The organism is Cupriavidus sp. 2SB, from assembly GCF_005503625.1.
GTDB lineage: Bacteria > Pseudomonadota > Gammaproteobacteria > Burkholderiales > Burkholderiaceae > Cupriavidus.
Genome location: NZ_SCMX01000067.1, coordinates 1 through 21,334, shown reverse-complemented (window position 1 = coordinate 21,334; position 21,334 = coordinate 1). Strand labels below are relative to the sequence as shown.

General features: G+C 62.7%; 15 protein-coding genes. 9 read left to right on the top strand and 6 right to left on the bottom strand.

Features of this window, described 5'->3' with window-relative positions; all coding sequences use genetic code 11:
- From FFS21_RS24575 to FFS21_RS24565, 3 genes are all read left to right on the top strand, one after another.
- Entirely contained in the window at nucleotides 1-1,431 is a 1,431-nt protein-coding gene (locus FFS21_RS24575; protein ID WP_137927328.1) for an HlyD family type I secretion periplasmic adaptor subunit, read from the top strand.
- Nucleotides 1,432-1,486: 55 nt separating this feature from the next.
- Nucleotides 1,487-2,083, top strand: coding sequence for a hypothetical protein (locus FFS21_RS24570; RefSeq protein WP_137927314.1), 597 nt, complete (start codon nucleotides 1,487-1,489; stop codon nucleotides 2,081-2,083).
- 430 nt (nucleotides 2,084-2,513) lie between these two features.
- Entirely contained in the window at nucleotides 2,514-5,555 is a 3,042-nt protein-coding gene (locus FFS21_RS24565; RefSeq protein WP_137927313.1) for a calcium-binding protein, read from the top strand.
- 106 nt (nucleotides 5,556-5,661) lie between these two features.
- Here FFS21_RS24565 and FFS21_RS24560 read toward each other — a convergent pair whose 3' ends face one another.
- The 5 genes from FFS21_RS24560 to FFS21_RS24540 all read right to left on the bottom strand — a co-directional run bounded on the left by FFS21_RS24560 (nucleotide 5,662) and on the right by FFS21_RS24540 (nucleotide 11,049).
- Entirely contained in the window at nucleotides 5,662-6,378 is a 717-nt protein-coding gene (locus tag FFS21_RS24560) for an SOS response-associated peptidase (RefSeq protein ID WP_137927312.1), read from the bottom strand.
- Between the two features lie 102 nt (nucleotides 6,379-6,480).
- On the bottom strand, nucleotides 6,481-7,443 hold the full coding sequence (locus tag FFS21_RS24555) for a Csu type fimbrial protein (protein ID WP_237380455.1): 963 nt from the start codon (nucleotides 7,441-7,443) through the stop codon (nucleotides 6,481-6,483).
- A complete protein-coding gene (locus FFS21_RS24550) occupies nucleotides 7,440-9,782 on the bottom strand; it encodes a fimbria/pilus outer membrane usher protein (RefSeq protein WP_137927311.1) in 2,343 nt (780 codons plus the stop codon). Before FFS21_RS24550 ends, FFS21_RS24555 begins: the two co-directional genes overlap by 4 nt.
- A complete protein-coding gene (locus tag FFS21_RS24545) occupies nucleotides 9,779-10,543 on the bottom strand; it encodes a fimbrial biogenesis chaperone (RefSeq protein ID WP_137927310.1) in 765 nt (254 codons plus the stop codon). The genes FFS21_RS24550 and FFS21_RS24545 overlap by 4 nt, the downstream gene beginning before the upstream one ends.
- Entirely contained in the window at nucleotides 10,543-11,049 is a 507-nt protein-coding gene (locus FFS21_RS24540) for a Csu type fimbrial protein (protein ID WP_137927309.1), read from the bottom strand. The genes FFS21_RS24545 and FFS21_RS24540 overlap by 1 nt, the downstream gene beginning before the upstream one ends.
- A gap of 416 nt (nucleotides 11,050-11,465) precedes the next feature.
- Here FFS21_RS24540 and FFS21_RS24535 point away from each other — a divergent pair, with 416 nt between their 5' ends.
- Nucleotides 11,466-12,197, top strand: coding sequence for a BON domain-containing protein (locus FFS21_RS24535; protein WP_137927308.1), 732 nt, complete (start codon nucleotides 11,466-11,468; stop codon nucleotides 12,195-12,197).
- Nucleotides 12,198-12,313: 116 nt separating this feature from the next.
- Nucleotides 12,314-13,564, top strand: a complete 1,251-nt coding sequence (locus FFS21_RS24530; protein ID WP_137927307.1) for a M20/M25/M40 family metallo-hydrolase — start codon at nucleotides 12,314-12,316, stop codon at nucleotides 13,562-13,564.
- 208 nt (nucleotides 13,565-13,772) lie between these two features.
- Here the strand turns inward: FFS21_RS24530 and FFS21_RS24525 are convergent, their stop codons facing one another.
- The gene (locus tag FFS21_RS24525) at nucleotides 13,773-14,699 is read right to left on the bottom strand and encodes a LysR family transcriptional regulator (protein WP_137927306.1); all 927 of its coding nucleotides are present in this window, start codon (nucleotides 14,697-14,699) and stop codon (nucleotides 13,773-13,775) included.
- Between the two features lie 366 nt (nucleotides 14,700-15,065).
- Here FFS21_RS24525 and FFS21_RS24520 point away from each other — a divergent pair, with 366 nt between their 5' ends.
- The 4 genes from FFS21_RS24520 to FFS21_RS24505 all read left to right on the top strand — a co-directional run.
- Nucleotides 15,066-15,941, top strand: a complete 876-nt coding sequence (locus FFS21_RS24520; RefSeq protein ID WP_137927305.1) for an alpha/beta hydrolase — start codon at nucleotides 15,066-15,068, stop codon at nucleotides 15,939-15,941.
- A 225-nt stretch (nucleotides 15,942-16,166) separates the two neighbouring features.
- A complete protein-coding gene (locus tag FFS21_RS24515; protein ID WP_137927304.1) occupies nucleotides 16,167-17,408 on the top strand; it encodes an efflux RND transporter periplasmic adaptor subunit in 1,242 nt (413 codons plus the stop codon).
- Between the two features lie 109 nt (nucleotides 17,409-17,517).
- Nucleotides 17,518-20,709, top strand: coding sequence for an efflux RND transporter permease subunit (locus FFS21_RS24510; RefSeq protein WP_137927303.1), 3,192 nt, complete (start codon nucleotides 17,518-17,520; stop codon nucleotides 20,707-20,709).
- An 11-nt stretch (nucleotides 20,710-20,720) separates the two neighbouring features.
- The coding region (locus tag FFS21_RS24505) for a TolC family protein (RefSeq protein WP_249359621.1) at nucleotides 20,721-21,334 on the top strand (614 nt) is incomplete at its 3' end.

Here is a 21,334-nt window from a genome sequence, read left to right as displayed (position 1 = left end):
ATGCGAGCCATCAAACTGAAGCTTGCCGCAATCGGCGAGTTGGTGGCGCGGCACAACCGTGTATTCGGCCATGCATGGCGTGAACGAAAGTCGTTGGATCCAGTCGGTCGAACGCGAGGCGAAGCCGAGTTCTTGCCCGCAGCTCTGGCTCTGGTCGAGACGCCCCTGTCTCCCGCGCCGCGAGTGGCGATGTGGTTGCTGATGGGCCTTGCGGTAATTGCGTTGACGTGGGCCATCTTCGGCAGGATCGACATTGTGGCTACTGCGCAGGGCAAGATCGTGCCCAACGATCGGACCAAGCTTATTCAGCCACTGGAGACTGCGAAAGTCGTGGCCATCCATGTGCATGACGGGCAGCAAGTGAAAGTTGGGGACGTACTGATCGAACTCGATCCCACCGCTGCGCATGCCGATCAGCGCCGGCTACAGGTAGAACAGGTGAACGCGACACTCCAGGCCGGACGCGCGCGAGCCATGATGGATGCGTTGACGGGAAACACCCAACCCACGCTCGAACATCCCGCCGGGATTCCCGAGTCCGAGTACGCAGAGGCATTGCAACTGCTGGAAGGACACTTCGCCGAGTACGCATCCCGCCGTGCCCGGCTCCAGGCGGATCTGCGCCGCCGTGAAGCAGAGCGCCAGTCCACACTTGAACTGGTGCGCAAGCTCGAACAGACGGTGCCACTTGCACAGCAGCGGGCGAGAGACTTCAAGGACCTCGTCGCGAGGAACTTCGTATCCAAGCACGGCTACTACGAGCACGAACAGGCGCGAATCGAACAAGAGGCCGATCTGGCAGCACAACGCAGCCGGTTGAATGAAATCGATGCGGCCATTGCCGAGGCGCGCAGCCAGCTATTGGCACTCACAGCCGAAACCCGGCGATTGCAACTCGACAGCTTGCACGAAGCCCAGCAGAAGCTCGCAGCATTGACGCAAGAACTCCGCAAGGCGGATATGCGAACGACGCTGACGCAACTGGTGGCACCAGTCGACGGCACCGTGCAACAGCTTGCTGCCCATACGGTGGGCGGTGTCGTGACCGAAGCCCAGCCACTGATGATCATCGTCCCGAAAGACAACCCCATCGAAGTCGAAGCCTTTCTGGAAAACAAGGATATCGGCTTCGTCGCAGCGGGCCGTACCGCCACGGTGAAAGTGGAGACATTCCAATACACGAAGTACGGAACGATTAACGGCACCGTGATGTCGGTCTCCGACGATGCGATCAACGACGAAAAGCGCGGATTGATCTACGCATCGCGTATCCGGCTCGACACGGCGGAAATGCTCGTCGACGGACGCAAGGTCAGATTGTCACCCGGCATGGCGGTGACTGCTGAAATCAAGACGGGAAAGAGGCGGGTGATCGAGTATTTCCTTTCTCCGTTAATGGCACATGGGTCGGAGAGTTTGCGGGAACGGTAGAGGCGGCACCGACCAATCTCTCAGGTAACTGGTCGCAAATTTCGAGGAGCTGTTTATGGTCAAACTCAAGAATGAGTCGGAGCGGGGCACTGATAGAAGTTGCAAGAAAAAGCTGTGGCGGCTGATTACCGCCGTCTACGTTGTTCCATATCTGATTTTGGCAGCTATTGCCATCTTCTGGCCTGCTGACTCCGCATTTCTCGGCGTTGATTTCAGAGATGGCTGGGTTACCAACGCGGTGCCATCTATTTCGGGTTATGTCGCTCAATCAGCGTTCCCTGCGGCAACCGCGGCCTATTTTGTGTTGTCCGGATTATTGTCCTTGCCCTATCTAGTTATGGGGTTACGTGATCCTGTTGCTGTGATGAGTTTCGGTTCATATCAGAAAGTCGAAGAAGGGAAGAGAAAATATAACTCGCGGATTATGCCGGTGCGTCTGCTTTCCTTTGTTTTCTGCATCTTCGCAATCTGGGTTATGTGGGCGCAGCCTGGATATCAGTTTGATTCTATTCCGGTTCATGAAAACCGGTGGGCCTTGGCATTGGGCGGAGTGTTGCTCAGTTTTTTCACCGTGGCCTGCATATTTATAAACTCTGCTGGACTTTGCGTGCGGTACCTGATGAACCTAACTCTTTCGGATGAGTGTCGGTAATTGAATATGCATAGTGCGATCCTAATGAGTTTCTCAATTGTCTTGGCGATATCAGCTCATTCAACTCTAATGCATTTTTACGCAGATGATGAGGTGGTTATTCCTCTTTGGAGATTAATTTTTCCTTCTCCTTCAAGAGGGAAAATTGTTTCGATACTGTGCGCAGTATTGAGTGGGTTTTTCCTGTATGGGGCGATTATTTTATTGGATAACCCTATGAGTTGGAAGTGGCAGGCTTGGAGAATGTTTCTTGTCATGGGGGGCGCGCCACTTGCGTTATATGCAACGTATTTGATTCGACGAGTCAAGCGGGATCCGCTGGGAAATCTCGTTTTTGTTCCATCCTATGCCACGAGTTCCGAGTGGAAGGGACCAATTCTGTTTTCTGCAGTAGTTTCCATCATTTCTATGATTGTTTAAGGAGATTGTTATGTCAATTGCGGTTGCAATCGGTTCAAATTGGTCGAGACTTGCATCGAAAGGATTTGACGCGTTCGGAAATTTTCAAACGGGATGGGAACTAGGAAGTTCGAAAAATGCTCATGAGGCATTTACCAATCTGCTGAACTTTGCAGGACAGGTTGCGCCAACGTTGGGTCCTTTAGGGGCAGCGCTGGGGGTCGGTCTCAATAAGGCTGCGACGGTAAACAACACCGTATTAGCTATTGACAAATTCAATAAGGGTAAGCTTGAAACATCTGATTTGCTTCAAGTAACGGGATCCATCCTCGGAGGCCTGGCTGCAGTTGCGGTCGTTCTTGGGGGATCAGTCCCTCTCAGTGTAGTAGCAACTATCGCTTTGATTGGCCTGGCGGCTGGCCCGTCAGCTAGGGACGCTGTCAATGATGCGGTAAATGAACTCGGCAGGCGCGTACTAGGCGGTGGCACGGACATGCCTATCGACGACATCCGCGATATCGTCGGGCGAGCGGCAGTAACGCGCAGCCCAATCATTCTCGATCTTGATGGTGATGGCGTGGAAACGCTTGGCATGGGCTCGGGCGTTTACTTTGATCACGACGGCAACCGTTTCGCCGAAAGATCCGGCTGGGTCGGCAAGGATGATGGCCTCCTTGTCTGGGACCGCAATGCCAATGGTGCGATCGATGATGGCTCGGAGCTGTTTGGCAATTACAGCGGGCTGTCGAATGGTCAAAAAGCGGCCAACGGATTCCGTGCGCTGGCAGACCTCGATGGCAACAAGGACGGAAAGATCAACGCGTCTGATGCAGACTTCGCGAATCTGCGTGTCTGGCGCGACGGCAACAGTGATGGCGTGGTGCAGGATGGTGAACTCCTGACGCTCACCGAGGCAGGGGTAAAGAGCCTTAACGTCGGCTATAGGGAATCCGGTTCAGGCGCAGGCGGGATGGACGCCAATGGTAATGACCACCGCCAGGTGGGTAGCTACGAACGCACCGACGGCACAGACTCGACGATGTCCGATGTCTGGTTCAAGGTTGACAACGCCAAAACTCGAGAACGCGATGTTCTCAAGGTAGATAGCAGCATTGCAGCGTTGCCGGAACTGAAGGCAGCCGGCAACGTCCGCAGCTTGCATCAGGCAATGATGCGTGATGAATCGGGGCGTCTGAAAGAACTGGTCGTGCAATTTGGTGCTGAGGCGGATCGCACAACGCGCCAGTCGTTGATGAACGAGCTGATCTACCGCTGGGCGGGTGTGCAGGATGTCGACCCAAATAGTCGTGCGGCCACGCAGATATACGGCAATGCCATCGGCGATGCGCGGAAGCTGGCGTCGCTGGAAGCGTTCCTTGGCGACCCTTATTTGGGCACTTGGTGTTGGGGTACTCGTGATCCGAACCCCCACGGTTCCGCTGCCCCGATCCTACTGCAGGCGTATGACAAGCTTGTTGATTATGTGTACGGGCAGCTAATGCTCCAAACGCATTTCCGAGAAGTGATCGATGCAGTTCGCGTCTCGATCAGCGAGGAAGGCGTGGCTTCATTCGATGTTTCAGGAGCCGTTGCATTGCTGCGCAGCGCCTTCGACAAAGACGAAAAAACCGGGGTGGCGCTGATGAGCGAGTTCGGAGCCGCGATGAAGACTTCAGGTACGTATGGCTCCCAGTTGCTCGCCGCGGTGAGAGGCGCGGGAGACAGTTCCGCTTCGGGAGGTTTCGCGTTTCATCTCTCGAATCTGGGTTTCGCAGGTATCGTCGGCGATGCTGGGAGCAACACGCTCACTGGCACGGATGAGAAGGATGAGCGGCTGTTGGGAATGGGTGGAAACGATTATCTCTATGGGAAAGGTGGCGACGATCTGCTGGAGGGGGGCTCAGGCAACGACTCGCTATATGGAGGCCAGGGCAACGATGTGCTGCTGGGCGGAGACGGCCATGATTTTCTCCGCGGTGACGAGGGTGACGACATCCTCGACGGTGGCGCGGGCAATGACACGATGTATGGAGGGGGAGGGGCGGACGTATTCCGTTTCGGCGCAGGGCACGGCGCGGATAACATCCGCAGTTACACATCGTACCCGGGTGTCGAACGTGTCGATATTGCCGAGTTCACGGCCTATACCAGCGCAGATGTGATTTTCCGGCGCGATGGCGGCAATCTGGTGATGTGGCACGTCAACGGCAGGGAGAAGGTGACGATCGACTCTTTCTTTTCTGAAAGGGGGCAGTTCAGCACGGTGAAGGAATTGGTGTTTGCCGACGGTGAGCGGCGGACTGCGGAGTCCTTGCTGGATACCGTGCTGATTGGCACGGCAGGCAATGACAGGATCGACGGCCACGAGCGGTCGGATGTCATCCGAGGCCTGGACGGTAACGACATGATCTCCGGGATGGGTGGTGACGATGTACTGGAGGGCGGTGCGGGTCAGGACTCCTTGATGGGGGGCATGGGTAACGACAAGCTTGATGGTGGCTCAGGCAACGACTCGCTATATGGAGGCCAGGGCAACGATGTGCTGCTGGGCGGAGACGGCCATGATTCGCTCCGCGGCGACGAGGGGAACGACATCCTGGACGGTGGTATTGGCAGGGACTGGCTCTACGGCGGCTACGGCAACGACACCCTAACTGGAGGCAAAGGCAACGACCGGCTGTACGGCGGTCAAGGCGCCGACACCTATCACTTCTCCCGCGGAGACGGTATCGACACCATTAGCGACTACGACACCACCGCGGGCGTGTCAGACACCCTTCAGTTCGGGAAAGGCATTTCCAGCAACCAACTCTGGTTCTCTCGTTCTGGTAACGATCTCGCTGTAAGCATCCTTGGTACGACCGACAAGGTGATAATTGACAGTTGGTTCTCGAGCAAGAGCTACCAGATCGAGAAGTTTGTTGCTGGGGATGGCAAAGCTGTGGAGAGCGGTGCCCTTTTGAATCTGGTCAATGCCATGGCTCAGTTTTCACCACCGGGTGCAGCTCAAACATCGATGCCTCTAAGTTTTGGGGAGCCGATGCAAGCTGCCATGATCGCTGCATGGAAGTAGTGAGGTAGAAAAGAGGGCGCCGGAGTGGGCGCCCTTTCCCATTTGACGCATCGGGAAGCCGTGGGGTGATGATCGAACGGCTTGCGATTGGCTTCGAACCTGCCGGTCAAAACAGGGAAGGCGTGCCCCTATCGTCGCCTTTCCTGTCATCGACCTTCGGCGCAGCCCCCTTCGCCCCTCTCACCACCGGCGCCGCCTCCGCCCGCATCCCTTCCGCCGGAAACAACTTCAAAAAACTCCGCGCCACCTCCGGATCACGCGTTTGCAGCCATGCATCCCATTCGGCGGGCGGGACGATGACGACCGAGCGTTTTTCGTCGCCGGGGCGATGCATGCGGTTCAGTACGGGATGCGATGCCGCGTTGACCGTGAGCATCGTGAACGAGAGCGACTGGTCGGGCCATGCGCGCCAGAGTCCGGCGATGCCGAAGGCGGGGGTATCGGGCAGCCAGATCTTCCAGCGCTCGGCTTTGCCCGGTCGCTCGGGCGTACCGTCTTCGGGATAGGCATATTCGTAGAACGCGCTCGCCGGTATCAGGCAGAGCTGGCCCTGCCGCCATGCCGGGGCAAAGGTGGGTTTCTGCCCGACGGTCTCGCTGCGTGCGTTGGTGGTGTCGTAGCGTTTGGCGCCGGGTGGGATGCGTGAGCGGGGCACCATGCCGAAGGTGGCGAGCGCCGCCTCGCGCGAACCCTCGACCCCGGCTCGCACTATGGGGGCGGTGTAGTCCGGCCACGTTTCCTCGGGATACACGCCCGGGGGCGGTTCCACGCCGAAGATCTCGCGCAGGATGCGCAACTGCACGGGGGCATAGTTGGTACACATGACGGGGCATCCCAAGGGCCTGCGATGCTTCCATGGTCGGTGTGCGGGCGGGGCGGGTCAAGCGGGATCACCACCAACTGCCGGGTGTTTCACGCTTGGCGCTCAGTACGTCACCGTGACCGTCACGGTATCGGTATAGCTGCCCGGCTGGGGTGTGATTTGCGGTGGCACGCGGCCATAGACGGTGATCGTTGCCGCCGCGCCGGTGCCCGTGCCGCCGACAGTGGTGGTGCCGCCCGTGCCGTCGCCCCATGGAATCGTGTGGTTGCTATCGGTGAACAGTTGATAGCCGACGGTCTGCGTGCCTCCGGTGCGTGTCATGCGACGCGCCGCCACACTTGCGCCGCTGCCTCCCCCGGCATTGAGCGCGATGGAGTAAGGCGCGTTCTTCGTGCACTGAACGGTCAACTGGCTTGTGGCATCGTGGTTGGCGGTGAGCAGGCCCATCGAGCCGAAGTCGAGCGTGGTGGCCGAGATATTGCAATCGGCCACCACGGTTGCGGTGGCCGTGAACGTGATGGGAATGCTGTTGCCGGTGATCTGGCTGCAGTCGGGTGGCAGCAGCAGGTATTCGATATACGTGACCTGGGCATTCAATCCAGTGAACAGCGAGGAATAGGGACCGATGCCAGCGCCGGTCTGGTTGGCCAATATCCGGCCGTAGTAGTTGGCGGTACCCGAGCCATTGCCGAGCAGCGCGCCGAAATCGAGCATCACGGGTGGCGCCGAGGCGCCCGTGGTGCGCGATCCCCAGACCTGGCTGCGATCGCTGTTCGAGTAGATGTTGAAGTTCAGCGTCTGCGTGCCGTTGGCCATCACGCGCGGCACGACTGAAGTCCCGGCTGCGCCCGTGCCGATGTTGATGCACGCCCGCACGCGCACCGACACTGCCAGCCCCGTGCATGACACCGTGATTGTGCCCTGCACATCGGCCACGTTGCCGCTGACGGGGCTGTAGTTGCCAAACGCCATCGATGGCGCCGTGGCCGTGCAGACGGCCCACGCGCCCGGTGCGCACAGCAGCAGCGCCACGGCGAGCACGGCACGAACGAGCGCGCGCATCATGGGGTGCCTGCCTCGCAGGGCACCGGGCCGAGACGCGGCAGGGCATCGTCAGTGGCTGTGTAATGCAGCCGTGCCGTGCAGATGCCGTCCGGTGTTTCCGCGTGGAAGGTGTTGTCATCGTTGAGCGACTCAAAGAACGCGAGTCCGTCATAGCCCACCATCGTGCGCACGCCGCTTTCCAGATGGATGACAGGCGTGCCTGCCGGCAGGGGTTGCCCCAGCGCATCCGTCAGCACCACCTGACCGCCGCGATACGACTCGATCGAGAACGTGGCCAGCGCGCCGGACTGCAGCGCGGGTGCGATCGATAGCCGCGTGGAACTGAGCCGCGTGTTGACGGGCAAGGCCAGCGCATCGATCTCGATGCGGTTGGCGTCGTATGGCAGCAGGTTCGGCACGAGGATGTGGCCACTGCCGTTGGTGTTGCCGATGCGGCGGTTCTCCACCAGCACGGGCAGGTCAGCCACGCCACCGGTGGACACCAGTGCGAAGCTCTGGTCGATGCGGCGCCCGGCCAGCACGGTCCCGTCCATCGCCACCAGCGATCCGCTGGCCCCGAACTGCGTGCTCACGCGCCCCTGCAGATCCTGCACCGCGCCATAGGCATCGCCATAACGGCCACGGAAGTTCGCCTGGGCGAAGCCGCGATACGTTCCCGCACCCTTCTGCCCGCCCACCTGCCAGCCCCAGCCGCCCTCGTAGGGCGTGGCGTGGCTGATGGTGCCGATCATGGTCGGCTTGCCATCGTCGCGTCCCACGGTGGCGGATGCCGTGGTGCTGTTGTCGATCAGGAACGTGAGCGTAACCGATGCGCCGTACGAAGATCCTGCCGCGAAATCGCGATAGGCGCTCGCCGTGAACGAGAGGCGCCGGCTCCATTGCGCCGTCCACGCCAGCGAGCCGATGCGCGCCGCACCGTAGACGGGGTCGGAGAGATCGATGTAGCTCGCGGCGATGTTGCCGTTGCGCCGCACAGGCATCGAGACCGTGGCGCGATAGAGCGCATTGGGCATCGGCGCGCCGGAACGGGCGGCCAGGTCTGTGTAGTGGCCGAACGTGCGCGTGCCCTGCAGGTCGATGCTGAAACGCGGCGTGCGCCACTGGTAGCCGAGCCCGAGCTGGTTGCCGCCCGCCGCACTGACACTGCCAGACAGGTTCAGTACGCCCGTGGCCGGCAGCTTGAACAGCACGCCGCCGCCTGCGATGCCCACGCCGCGCGAGGCCTCGGCATGGCCCTCGACGGTCAGCGTATCGTTCACGCCGTAGCGCATGGACCCATTTGCAGCGGGTGCCGAGTCATAGCGAAACGAATCGACACCGTACTGGTCGCGCAGGAAGCCGACCTCGACCGAATAGTCGAACAGGCCGGTGGCGAGCAGCCGGGAATCGACGTAGAGCGGCACCGTGGTGCTGACGTCACGGCCCAATGCATCGCGCACGACAATGGTCGCCTGGCCGGCACCGCTCAGCGCGGGCGCGTTGTTGATGACGAACGGCCCGGTCGGTACCTGCCCCGAATACTGGCGCACGTTGTTGATGTAAAGATCGACAGCGCCGGGCACGGCGGCAGAGCCGGCCAGTGCGGGCAGTGGATAGGTGATCAGGTCCGGGCGCAGCCCGAAGTTGCGGCGCCACTGGAAGCCGCCGAGCCGCACCGGACGCGACCACGGCAGCGCGCCCGTGATCATGTCGCCGATCAGCACGGATTGCATGCCGCTGGGGTCCGCATGGGTCCAGTTCGAATCGAGCCGGACGTAGCGGCTGTCCCGCCCGTAGAACGATGCCACGCCGGTATTGCTGAACACGCCGCCGGGATGGAAGAAGCGCTGTTCGCTGTAGAGGCCGAGGTCCTGCCCCGAGTCTGGTTGCGCATAGGCTTCGTAGTTCAGCACGAAGCCGCGTCCCGGTGTCACGGGCGGCCGCGCCCGGTTGCGTGCGCCAAGCTGGGTGGGCATGCGCTGCGCGTCGTCGACGGTCAGGTACACGCGCTGCATGGCGGGTTCATAGCGATAGGCCACGCCGGGCAGGCGGTCCAGCGGCACCATGCCCTGGGGGTCGGCCAGCGTTGGGTCCGCGCGCAACCCCAGGTCGTGCAACTCGTCGATGGGCGTCAGCAGTTTGCCGTCGCGGTCTGCGAAGCGGGCGACGCTTCCGGTCGATTCGCCGTTGACCATGACCTCCAGGTAGGCGGTGTGGCCGGGCACCTTGTCGATTGCCTGCGCATGGAGCGCGCTCGTTCCCAGTGCGGCGGTCAGCATGCACGCGGCGGCGGCGATGCGGCGCATCACGATGCGCTGCGGGCAGCGCGACGTTGGCGATGGCGCGGGCGTGCATGTCATGAGCCCGGGTCTGGCCGGCCCGGCAGAACGGGCAGCGATTGCGGCTCGCCATTGATGGCGGTCTCCAGGCGCAGGTTTGCGCCCGGCATGAAGTGGGGCGGCACGCGGATCTTCCACGTGCGCAGCGCACCCGGCAACGCGTAGCCGAGCAGGCCCGCCGTGAGCGTCACGCGCTGGCTGCCGTTGACCAGTGCGGCATCGCTCACGCGTGCGTGGCGTGCGCCGCTGTTGCGCATGCCGAGCCACCAGTCGCCCTGGTCGCGCCACAGCGACAGCGCCAGCCGGGGCATCGGGGCATCGACAGGCGTGCCCGCGAACACCGGCACCGAGTAACGCAACTGCACGCGCACGCCCGACTGATTGGCGGGGGCGTTGCGTTGGGGCAGTTCGTCGATCAGCAGCCGGTAGGCCGATTCACCCGGTGTTGCCGTGTTGCCGGGCCGCACCACGCGGATCATCTGCTCGGCCTGGCCGCCGATGCGTACGATGGGCGGGCTGGCCACGACATCGTCGGCAGCCGTCAGTACATCGGCACCGTCAGCCTGTGTCCAGCGGAAGACGCGTACCTGTGCGTGAATGGGCGTGTCGGCCGTATTGCGCAACGTGAGCGCAGCAGCGCCGGCACCGGCAGGAAGGTCCACCCGTACCGGCGAGATCTGCAGCGAGGTAGCGGATGCCGGCAGGCAATAGCACGCCACGGCCAGCAGTGCTGCCGTCCATGCCTGCCTTGCCCGGCGCCGCCATGAGGCGACGCGCGGCATCAGAAGTTGATCGTGGCGGTGACCGTGCTCGTGTAGGTGCCTGCGGCGGGTGTGGCCTGCGGCGGCACGCGGCCGTACATGGTGAGCGTTTGCGCGGCGCCGCTGCCCGTGCCGTCCAGGGTATCGGTGCCCGGCGTGTTGCCCCATACCTGCGTGCGATTGCTGTCGCGATAGATCTGGTACTGCACGGTGGCGGCGCCAGCGTTTGTCAGGAGCCGGTTGGCAATGGTGCTGCCGGCGGTGTTGCCGCCATCGAGCCCCACCTGGTATGGCGCGTTGTTGCTGCAGGTGACGGAGAGCGTCGAAGCCTGGTCGACATTGGCGGCCAGCACGCCCTGCGAGCCGAAGTCGAGGTCGCTGGCGGCAATCGTGCAGTCGGCGGTCAGCGTGAGCCGCACGGTGAACGTGGTGGTCTTGATGGCTGCGCTGAGCCAGCCGGGCGAGGTCGACAGTACCGCGAACAGCGCGAGGGAAAATCCTGTGCGAAAGCGGCGAGACGGTGCCATTCCGATCTCCATAGCAGCAGATGCTGCGATGGTAGCGACCACTGCATCACTCGGCACCCGTTCTTACGATGTTCAACGGTGTTTAATCCATACAGGTGTGTGACATAAGGCGCGCTGAATACGATCCAACTGCCCAGAAGCCGCACCAGCCAAGGGATAGCGGCGGATTTCCGGCGGAATGTGGGGGATGGCGGGGGCCATTTGGCGGATTTCCGGAGGGGTCGCCGTGACCGTGACGGTCGTTTGAAACACCTTTCGCAAACGCTGCGGGGTCGTCCCGGTGTGTGCGGCGACGTTGTTCGCACGGTTCCTATAATGCCTTGGCGGGGCGGTGAAAAGCCGTGCCGCGCCATGCGTGCTTGCAGGCAGGGGCGCGCTTCCCAACCATCTCCACACCCAATGGGGAGACAACCATCATGATGAGTAGCGAAGCGGTGCTGACACAGGCACGAGCCGCGTTGGCGCGTGTGCCATACCAGGGCCATCAACTCCATCCCACGATCCACCTCCGCCTGTCTGACGGTGCGCTGATTCTTGAGGGCGAAGTGGCCGACATTGTCGACAAGACCCGGGCCGTAGCCCATCTGCGCCGCGTGGACGGCGTGACCACCGTGATCGATCATCTGCGTATTGCCAACGGGGGCCCCGTCGTGGGCGATGGCGACCTGCGCGCCGCGGTCTGCGAGCGGCTGCTCAATGCCATCGATTTCCGCAACTGCAAGATCTGCGCGAAGGTGAAGGGACAGTTGGAGCCCGTGCGCGAGGCCGTGGGCGAGCGCGCGGGGTGGATCGAGGTCTCCGTCCATGACGGAGCGGTGATGCTCAGTGGGCAGGTCATCAGCCTCTCGCATATGCGGCTGGCCGGCGTGCTGGCATGGTGGTCGCGTGGCTGCCGCTGCGTGGTCAACGACATCGTCGTGGCCCCGGCCGAGGCCGACAGCGACGAGGAACTGTGCGAGGCCCTGCGGCTGGTGCTGGAGACGGACCCGTTTGTCGACGCCTCGCGCATCCGTATCCGTGCGGACCACCGCGTGGTGGTGCTGGATGGCTACGCATCGAGCGACGGGGCGCGCAAGCAGGTGGAGCGCGACGCATGGTACGTCCATGGCGTGGAGGATGTCATCAACCACATCGCACTGAGTAGTTGAGGGGTGGGGGTGTCTCCTGTGGTGGGTCCCGACTTTCCTTGCTGTTGCGCGCGCCCAACTTCCCCCGGAATGGCGCAGGCGCTACATTGGAGGTCCAAAAAAACACAGGAGACACCATGCCGTTCTTCCTCCGCCGCCTGGCGATTGCCGCCGCTGCGACCCTGACCTGCGGCGCCGCGCTGGCTGCCGGCCCCGATGCCGCGCTGCTCGATGCGGCGCGCGCTGCGCAACCCGCTGTGGTGCAATCGCTCAAGGACATGGTGCTGATCGAATCTGGCAGCGCCAATATCGCGGGGCTGAACCGCATGGCGGATTACACCGCAAAGCGCTTGCAGGCAGCGGGCGGCCAGGTAGAGCGGCTGCAGACGACGAGCGGCGCGCCCATGGTCAAGGCCACGTTCACGGGCACCGGCAAGCGCCGCTTCATGCTGATCGGCCACCTCGATACGGTGTATCCGGAAGGCATTCTCGCCACGCAGCCGATCCGCGAGGAGGGCAACCGGCTCTACGGACCGGGCATTGCCGACGACAAGGGTGGCATTGCCGTGGTCCTGCATTCGCTGGATATCCTGAAGGCGCAGGGGTGGAAGGACTACGCGCAGATCACGGTGCTATTCAACCCGGACGAGGAAATCGGCTCGGGCGGCTCGGGCGAGATGATCGCCAAGCTGGCAGAGCAGCACGACTATGTACTCTCGTGCGAGCCGAACGTGGCCAAATCCATCGCCAAATCCGAATCATTGCTGCTGGCGGCAGCCGGCACGGCTACAGCCACGATGCAGGTCAAGGGCCGTTCCTCGCATGCTGGCGCCGCGCCGGAACTGGGCCGCAATGCGCTGATCGAACTGGCCTATCAGATGGAGCAGACGCGCGACGTGGCCAAGTCCGTGCCAGGCTCGCAGATGAACTGGACCCGCGCCAAGGCCGATGGCCCGTTGAACCAGATTCCGGAGACCGCCAGCGCGCAGGGAGACGTGCGCATCACCGCCAGCGGCGCCGCGCAGAAACTGCAGACAGCGCTGCAGGAGAAGATCGGCAGCAGCCGTCTGGTGCCGGAGACGCAGACCACGCTGACGATGGAAGAGGGCCGCCCCGCCTATGTTGCCGACGCCCGGTCAAAGGAGTTGGCCGCGCAGGCTCAACGTATCTACGCGGAGCTCGACGGCCGCTCGCTGATCTTGATTCCGGGCACGGGTGGCGGGACTGACGCGGGATTTGCGGGGCGCTCGGGCAAGCCAGTGGTGCTGGAAAGCTTTGGCCTGTCGGGCTTTGGCTATCACGCGCGGGATGAGTACGTGGAGCTGGATTCGATCGTGCCGCGGCTGTATTTGATGACGCGGTTGTTGCAGGAGGTGGGGAAGAAGTAGGTTTCGCGCCTATCTTCCCTGATGGTTTACTCCCCTCTCCCGCGATGCGGGAGAGGGGCGGGGGAGAGGGCAAGCAGTTCAAATTGCGATACGTCGGCAAGCAGAACCACGTTGCCCTCTCCCCCAACCCCTCTCCCGCGCGCGGGAGAGGGGAGAAAGGGAAAGCGGGAGAGGGGAAAACCATCGGGGAGCGAACGCCGCCGCTCCCTCAAGCCGCCAACTGCACCGGCGCCGCCCCAAAGTGCGGATGCCTTGAAAAAATCTCCGCAGCCCAGTTCACGAACACGCGCACCTTCGCAGACAGGTGCCGGTTCTGGGGATACATCGCCGATATCGGCAACTCTTCCGTGTGCCAGTCCGTCATGACTTCCACCAGACGTCCGCTGTGGATGTAGGGCTCCGCCATGGCGCGCGAGATGCGGGCGATGCCGTGGCCTTCCACTGCGCAGCCCAGGTACACGTCGGCGTCGTTGGTGGAGATCGCGGAGGGCAGCAGGATCTCGCTGTTCTCGCCGCCACGGCTCAATGTCCAGGGCATTTCCCGGCCGGTACGGTTCGACAGGAAGTTGACGGCCTTGTGCTGCGCCAGCTCGGTCAGGTCATTGGGTGCGCCAAAACGTCGCAGGTAGATCGGCGACGCATAGAAGGCCAGCTTCACCTGGCCGATGCGGCGCGCCACCATGGCTTCGTCGAGCGTGCCTACCCGCAACACCACATCCACGCCTTCCTTGAGCAGATCGATCGGCTTGCCGTTGATCGTCAATTCGAGTTTCAGCTCGGGGTAGGCGTTGAAGAAGTCCTGAAGGTGAGGCATCAACACGAGTTGTGCCAGCCCGCTGGTGGTATCCACGGCAAGCGTGCCCCGCGGCGAGTTGTTGTGGCGCGTGAGCGACTGTTCCGCTTCTTCCACGTCGGCCAGGATGCGGACACAGCGTTCGTAATAGGCGGCGCCATCGGTGGTCACGCTGATGCGGCGCGTGGTCCGGTGCAGCAGCTTGACGCCCAGATGCGTCTCCAGGTTTTGAATCAGGCGGGTAAGCGTGGCCTTGGGGAGGTCGAGCGACTCCGCCGCGCGCGCAAAGCTGCCGACATCCACCACCCGAGTGAATGCCTGCATTGAGACTAGACGATCCATGATGTTGCTTTCGAAAGGAGTGAGAGCAGGCTACGTTCCGAAGGATGGTCTGGCGAGAGTGGTCCGCTGCATGTCAAGTGCGCGGCCTGGATTTGCTGCCGGCGGTCCGCCAGTGGCGGCCGGAGCGGGGACGGGTGGAGGGTGGGGCGTCGGCGTTTGCGCTGTTTCCCCAAGTGCGCAGATGCCGAAGGACCGGAGTGAATCACATTTCCTATATCCATTTCAAGCGGTGTGGGTACGCTTTGTCGATTATTCCAGCGCAGAAACAGTGCATTGGCAATAGGTTGCTTTATCCCATCATAGTCAATCACCATAATTCGCTGCATCGCAACACAGTATCGACGGCCATTGTCCGCCGCGACCGCCATGACCAAAACCCCGATTTCCCGTAGTTCCGCCGCGCAACCGGCCGTAGAACAGGGCGAGGCGTATGTGGTCCAGCATGTGGTGCCCGTGGGCGACCACGAGATCCGGGTCTGCGTGTGTTACCCCGCAGGTTATTGGCCGGCGGCCGGCAATACGGCATTGTTGCCATGGCTGGTGTACCTGCATGCAGGTGGTTTTGTCGATGGTGGCGTGGAAGCCGCCAAGGAACTGGCGCGGGATCTGGCGGAGTCCGTCCCGGCCGTGGTGGTGACGCCGGGCTACTCGCTGGCGCCGGAGAACCCGTTTCCGGCCGCGCCCGAGGACGCGGTCAGCACGGTGGCGTGGGTGTTGAAGCACGCGAAGAAGCTCAAGGTCGACAAGCTGCGCTTTGCGCTGGTAGGCGAGGAAGCCGGTGGCAACCTGGCCATCGCCACGGCACAGATGCTGCGCGATCGCGGCCTGCCGCAGCCGGCCGGGCAATGGCTGATCCGTCCCGTGACCGATCCTTGCCTGCAGCATGCTTCTTCCGGCGGCCAGGTGCCGATGGAAACGCTGCGCAAGCTGGCCTGCAACTATCGCGACTACCTGCCCACGCCGGCAGCAGCGGTTCACCCCTATGCCGCCCCGGCATTGGCCTCGCGCCTCGGTGGACTGCCAGACACGCTGGTGCAGGTAGCAGAAAAGGATGCACTGCGCGCGGAGGGCGAAGCCTTCGCCGCGAAGCTCGGAAAAGCCGGCGTACCGGCCCGGGCGTTGATCATGCCCGGCGTCTGTGGCGACGGGGTCGAACATTCCCATGAAGATTGTCAGGCATGGGTGAAAGAAGGTGCGCGGTTCCTGCGCGAGAAGTTCGCGAAGGCCGACGACGCCTCGTAATCCGGTCCGAACACCGGCCGATACCGGGCATGTCCTGACGGTATCGCTTCAACAGCCAGCGCCTTTTGAGGCTGGCCCTCAGTCAGTGGCTTTGCCTCGCCCACCCAGGGCGGGACACCCCTTTGTTGTTCCCGTTTTCCGGCCCATCGGGCTGGCGGGCGGCGTTCGGCCCAAATTTTTGCTTTTCCAGTTGAAGAAAACCCGACGTAAAACGGAGTGAAGAAGATGAATCACAAGTCTCGACGCACGCTGATCGCCTTTGCCATCGTGGCAATCCTTGGGGCAGGCGTGGCAACCTCGATACTGCGCCCCTGGCATGGCGGAGAAGCGCAGGCCGCCAATACCCCGCCGCCGGCGCCTGCAGTGGAGGTGGCATCGGCAGTAGGACAGACCATCACGGAGTGGGATGAGTTCTCCGGCCGCATCGAAGCCGTGGATCGCGTGGAAATTCGTCCGCGCGTCTCCGGCACCATCGAGACGGTGCATTTCCGCGAAGGCTCGATCGTGAAGAAGGGCGATCCGCTGTTCACGATCGATCCGCGTCCATACGCCGCGGAAGTGGCCAAGGCGGAAGCTGCCGTGGCCGCAGCGCAGGTGCGTGCCTCGCTGGCGCAAACCGAAAAGGCGCGCGCGCAACGGCTGCTGGACGACAACGCGATCTCCAAGCGTGAGTTCGACGAGCGCATCAACACGGCCAGCGTGAGTTCGGCCGACGTGCGTGGCGCACAGGCAGCGCTGGAAGTGGCGAAGCTGAACCTGAGCTATACGCGCATCGTGGCACCGGTGTCCGGCAAGGTCTCGCGTGCAGAGATCACGGTGGGCAACCTCGTGGCCGCAGGCGCATCGTCGCCCGCGCTGACCACGGTGGTGTCGGTGTCGCCGGTTTATGCGAGCTTCGACGTGGACGAGCAGAGTTATCTGCGCTACACGGCGCCGGGCGCGACGGGCGGCAAGAACGACCTGCCGGTGTTCCTCGGCCTGGCGAACGAAGATGGCAACCCGCATCAGGGCAAGATCCATTCGGTGGACAATCGTCTGGACACGCGCAGCGGCACGATCCGCGTGCGCGCCATCTTCGATAACGCCGATGGCCGGCTGCTGCCGGGTCTGTACGCCAAGGTGAAGCTCGGTGGCGGCACGCCGCATCCGGCGGTGCTGATCAACGATCGCGCCATCGGCACGGACCAGGGCAAGAAGTTCGTGCTCGTCGTCGACAAGGCCAACAAGCTGGCGTATCGCGAAGTGGATCTCGGACCGACGTTCGAAGGGCTGCGCGTGATCCGCAAGGGTCTGCAACCGGGCGAGAACATCGTGGTGAATGGTCTGATGCGTGTGCGTCCCGGTGACACCGTGGCGCCCAAGAGCGTGTCGATGGCCTATCGCAGCGAACTCGAACCGCGCGCGACCACGCCGGACCGCAAGCAGGCGGCAGACGACGCCAAGGCCGAAAAGCCCAAGGTGAGCTGACGCGCCCCGCGCACAGGCAGTACTGAACTAAAAATCGCCCCCAAGGCAGTTTTGACATGGCGTCCGCCACGTGCGGACGGCCAGGGGGACTGCTTTCGCCGAGACCAAGATGAATCTCTCGAAATTCTTTATCGATCGCCCGATCTTCGCGGGCGTGCTGTCGGTGCTGATCTTCCTGATCGGCGCCATCTCGATGTTCAAGTTACCGATCTCGGAGTACCCGGAAGTGGTGCCGCCGTCAGTGGTGGTGCGCGCGCAGTTCCCGGGCGCCAACCCGAAGGTGATCGCCGAGACCGTGGCCACGCCGCTGGAAGAACAGATCAACGGCGTCGAGGACATGCTCTACATGAACTCGCAGGCCAACAGCGACGGCACGCTGACGCTGACGGTAACGTTCAAGCTGGGCACGGACCCCGACAAGGCGCAGCAGCTCGTGCAGAACCGCGTCTCGCAAGCCGAGCCGCGCCTGCCGGAAGACGTGCGCCGCCTGGGTATCACCACGGTCAAGAGCTCGCCCGACCTGACGATGGTGGTCCACCTCGTCTCGCCGAACAACCGCTACGACATGACGTACCTGCGCAACTACGCGCTGATCAACGTGAAGGACCGCCTCGCGCGTATCCAGGGCGTGGGCCAGGTGCAGATGTTCGGTTCGGGTGACTACTCGATGCGCGTGTGGCTCAACCCCGAGAAGATCGCCGAGCGTCAGCTTGCCGCGTCTGACGTGGTGCGTGCCATCCGCGAGCAGAACGTGCAGGTGGCTGCCGGTGTGATCGGCCAGTCGCCGTCGCTGCCGGGTACGGACCTGCAACTGTCCGTGAACGCGCAGGGCCGCTTGCAGTCCGTGGAGGAATTTGGCGACATCATCGTCAAGACCTCGCCGGATGGTGTAGTGACGTATCTGAAGGACATCGCGCGTATCGAACTGGGTGCATCGGAATACGCGCTGCGCTCGCTGCTGGACAACAAGTCCGCCGTGGCGCTGCCGATCTTCCAGGCGCCGGGTTCCAACGCCATCCAGATCTCGGATGACGTGCGCAAGACCATGGCCGAACTGAAGCAGAACATGCCCGAGGGCGTGGACTACAGCATCGTCTATGACCCCACGCAGTTCGTGCGCCACAGTATCGAAGCCGTGACGCATACGCTGTTCGAAGCCATCGCGCTGGTGGTGCTGGTGGTGATCCTGTTCCTGCAGACGTGGCGCGCATCGATCATCCCGCTGCTGGCGGTGCCGGTGTCCATCGTCGGTACGTTCGGGCTGATGCATGCGTTTGGCTTCTCGATCAATGCACTGAGTCTGTTCGGGCTGGTGCTGGCAATCGGTATCGTCGTGGACGATGCGATTGTGGTGGTGGAGAACGTCGAACGGAACATCGAGGAAGGACTGACGCCGAAGGAAGCCACGTACAAGGCCATGCGCGAAGTCAGCGGCCCGATCATCGCCATCGCGCTGACCCTGATCGCCGTGTTCGTGCCGCTGGCTTTCATGTCCGGCCTGACCGGCCAGTTCTACAAGCAGTTCGCGCTGACGATCTCGATCTCGACGATCATCTCGGCGTTCAACTCGCTGACGCTGTCGCCGGCCCTGTCCGCGCTGCTGCTCAAGGGCCACGACGCGCCCAAGGACTGGCTCACGCGTGGCATGGACAAGGTGTTCGGCAAGTTCTTCGTGCGCTTCAACCGCTTCTTCGGCCGCAGTTCGGATAGCTATGGCCGTGGCGTGACGGGTGTGATTCGCCGCAAGGGTTCGGTGTTCGGCGTCTATGCCGTGATGCTGGTGGCCACGTGGGGCGTGTTCCAGATGGTGCCGAAGGGCTTCGTGCCGGCGCAGGACAAGCAGTATCTGGTGAGCTTCGCCAAGCTGCCCGATGGCGCGACGCTGGACCGCACCGAGGACGTGATCCGCCGCATGTCGGAAATCGCGCTGAAGCATCCGGGCGTGGAATCGGCCGTGGCGTTCCCGGGTTTGTCGATCAACGGGTTCACCAATAGCCCGAGCGCCGGCATCGTGTTTGCCACGCTCAAGCCGTTCGACGAGCGCAAGAGCGCCGAACTGTCGGGTAACGCCATCGCGGCGGACCTGAACAAGCAGTACGGTGCGATCCAGGACGCGTTCATCGCCGTGTTCCCGCCGCCGCCTGTGCAGGGCCTGGGCACCATCGGCGGGTTCAAGATGATGATCGAGGACCGCGCCGCGCTAGGCTATGACGCGCTGTTCGATGCGACCAATGCGTTCATGACCAAGGCGCGTGCCACGCCGGAACTGGCTGGCATCTTCAGCAACTATCAGGTGAACGTGCCGCAGCTCGACGTACAGCTCGACCGTACCAAGGCCAAGCAGTTGGGCGTGCCGGTGACCGATGTGTTCGAGACGCTGCAGACCTACCTGGGTTCGGCGTACGTGAACGACTTCAACAAGTTCGGTCGCACGTATCAGGTGAAGGTCCAGGCCGATGCGCAGTTCCGTCAGCATGCAGAAGACATCCTGCAACTGAAGGCGCGTAGCTCCACGGGCGAGATGGTGCCGCTATCGTCGTTGGTGAAGGTCAAGCAGAGCTTTGGTCCGGACAGCGTGATCCGCTACAACGGCTTCACGGCGGCTGACATGAACGGTGGCCCGGCCCCGGGCTTCTCGTCGGGTCAGGCGCAGGCTGCGGCAGAACGTATTGCTGCCGAGACGCTGCCGAAGGGTATCGGCTTCGAATGGACCGAGCTGACGTATCAGGACATCCTCGCCGGTAACGCAGGCATCTGGATTTTCCCGCTGTGCGTGCTGCTGGTGTTCCTGGTGCTGGCTGCGCAATATGAAAGCCTGACGTTGCCGCTGGCCGTGATCCTGATTGTGCCGATGAGCCTGCTGGCTGCCATGACCGGTGTCTGGCTGACGCGTGGCGACAACAACATCTTCACGCAGATCGGCTTCATTGTGCTTGTGGGGTTGTCAGCAAAGAACGCGATCCTGATCGTGGAGTTCGCACGGGAGCTGGAGCATCAGGGCCGCACTATCGTGCAGGCTGCCATCGAGGCTAGCCGTCTGCGTCTGCGCCCGATCCTGATGACGTCGTTCGCGTTCATCATGGGTGTGGTGCCGCTGGTGATCTCGACCGGAGCCGGTGCCGAAATGCGCCATGCGATGGGTGTGGCGGTGTTCGCCGGCATGCTGGGCGTGACGTTCTTCGGGCTGTTCCTGACGCCGGTGTTCTATGTGTCGCTGCGCCTGCTGGCCACGCGCCGCGAACGCCGCGAGGCGGTAGCCCGGGATGCATCGGCCTCGCACGCCGTGGCCTCCGCAGAGTAATGGTGAAAGACATGAAAGACGTCAACAACGTGATGAAGCACTACCTGCCGAAGCTCGCGACGCTGGCCGCCGCACTGGTGCTGGCCGGCTGCTCGCTGGCGCCGACGTACAAGGTGCCAGAGACGCCGACCGCCGCCACCTTCAAGGAGGCGGACGCCGCCGCAACGGAAGGCGCGCAGTGGAAGACGGCGGTGCCGTCCGAGGGCGAGCATCGCGGCGACTGGTGGAAGGTGTTCGGCGATGCCGACCTCGACCGCCTGATCGACGCGGCCAACAGCTACAACCAGGACCTGGCCGCTGCGGCGGCCCGCCTGAAGCAGGCGCGCGCCTTTACGGGTGCCACCGAGGCGGACCTGTATCCGCAACTGAGCGTTGGCTTCGATCCTACGCGTTCGCAACCTTCGGCGGCATCGCAGGGTTTGCCGGATGGCACGCGCGTTGCGCCGCAGACCGTGCTCAAGGCGCGCGCATTTGCGAGCTACGAGCTGGACTTGTTCGGTCGCGTGGCGAGTAGCGTGAATGCGGCGCGTGCGGAAGAGAAGGGCGCCGAGGATCTGTATCGCTCGGTGCAACTGGCGCTGCAGGCGGATGTAGCCACGTCGTTCTTCGCACTGCGCACGCTCGA

What these genes read in the sequence shown, in the direction of transcription:
- FFS21_RS24570 (WP_137927314.1), top strand. Translation starts at nt 1,487, where the DNA reads ATGGTCAAACTCAAGAATGAGTCGGAGCGGGGCACTGATAGAAGTTGC.
- FFS21_RS24565 (WP_137927313.1), top strand. Translation starts at nt 2,514, where the DNA reads ATGTCAATTGCGGTTGCAATCGGTTCAAATTGGTCGAGACTTGCATCG.
- FFS21_RS24520 (WP_137927305.1), top strand. Translation starts at nt 15,066, where the DNA reads ATGACCAAAACCCCGATTTCCCGTAGTTCCGCCGCGCAACCGGCCGTA.
- FFS21_RS24515 (WP_137927304.1), top strand. Translation starts at nt 16,167, where the DNA reads ATGAATCACAAGTCTCGACGCACGCTGATCGCCTTTGCCATCGTGGCA.
- FFS21_RS24525 (WP_137927306.1), bottom strand. Translation starts at nt 14,699, where the DNA reads ATGGATCGTCTAGTCTCAATGCAGGCATTCACTCGGGTGGTGGATGTC.
- FFS21_RS24555 (WP_237380455.1), bottom strand. Translation starts at nt 7,443, where the DNA reads ATGATGCGCGCGCTCGTTCGTGCCGTGCTCGCCGTGGCGCTGCTGCTG.
- FFS21_RS24550 (WP_137927311.1), bottom strand. Translation starts at nt 9,782, where the DNA reads ATGACATGCACGCCCGCGCCATCGCCAACGTCGCGCTGCCCGCAGCGC.
- FFS21_RS24535 (WP_137927308.1), top strand. Translation starts at nt 11,466, where the DNA reads ATGATGAGTAGCGAAGCGGTGCTGACACAGGCACGAGCCGCGTTGGCG.
- FFS21_RS24545 (WP_137927310.1), bottom strand. Translation starts at nt 10,543, where the DNA reads ATGCCGCGCGTCGCCTCATGGCGGCGCCGGGCAAGGCAGGCATGGACG.
- FFS21_RS24510 (WP_137927303.1), top strand. Translation starts at nt 17,518, where the DNA reads ATGAATCTCTCGAAATTCTTTATCGATCGCCCGATCTTCGCGGGCGTG.
- FFS21_RS24540 (WP_137927309.1), bottom strand. Translation starts at nt 11,049, where the DNA reads ATGGCACCGTCTCGCCGCTTTCGCACAGGATTTTCCCTCGCGCTGTTC.
- FFS21_RS24530 (WP_137927307.1), top strand. Translation starts at nt 12,314, where the DNA reads ATGCCGTTCTTCCTCCGCCGCCTGGCGATTGCCGCCGCTGCGACCCTG.
- FFS21_RS24575 (WP_137927328.1), top strand. Translation starts at nt 1, where the DNA reads ATGCGAGCCATCAAACTGAAGCTTGCCGCAATCGGCGAGTTGGTGGCG.
- FFS21_RS24560 (WP_137927312.1), bottom strand. Translation starts at nt 6,378, where the DNA reads ATGTGTACCAACTATGCCCCCGTGCAGTTGCGCATCCTGCGCGAGATC.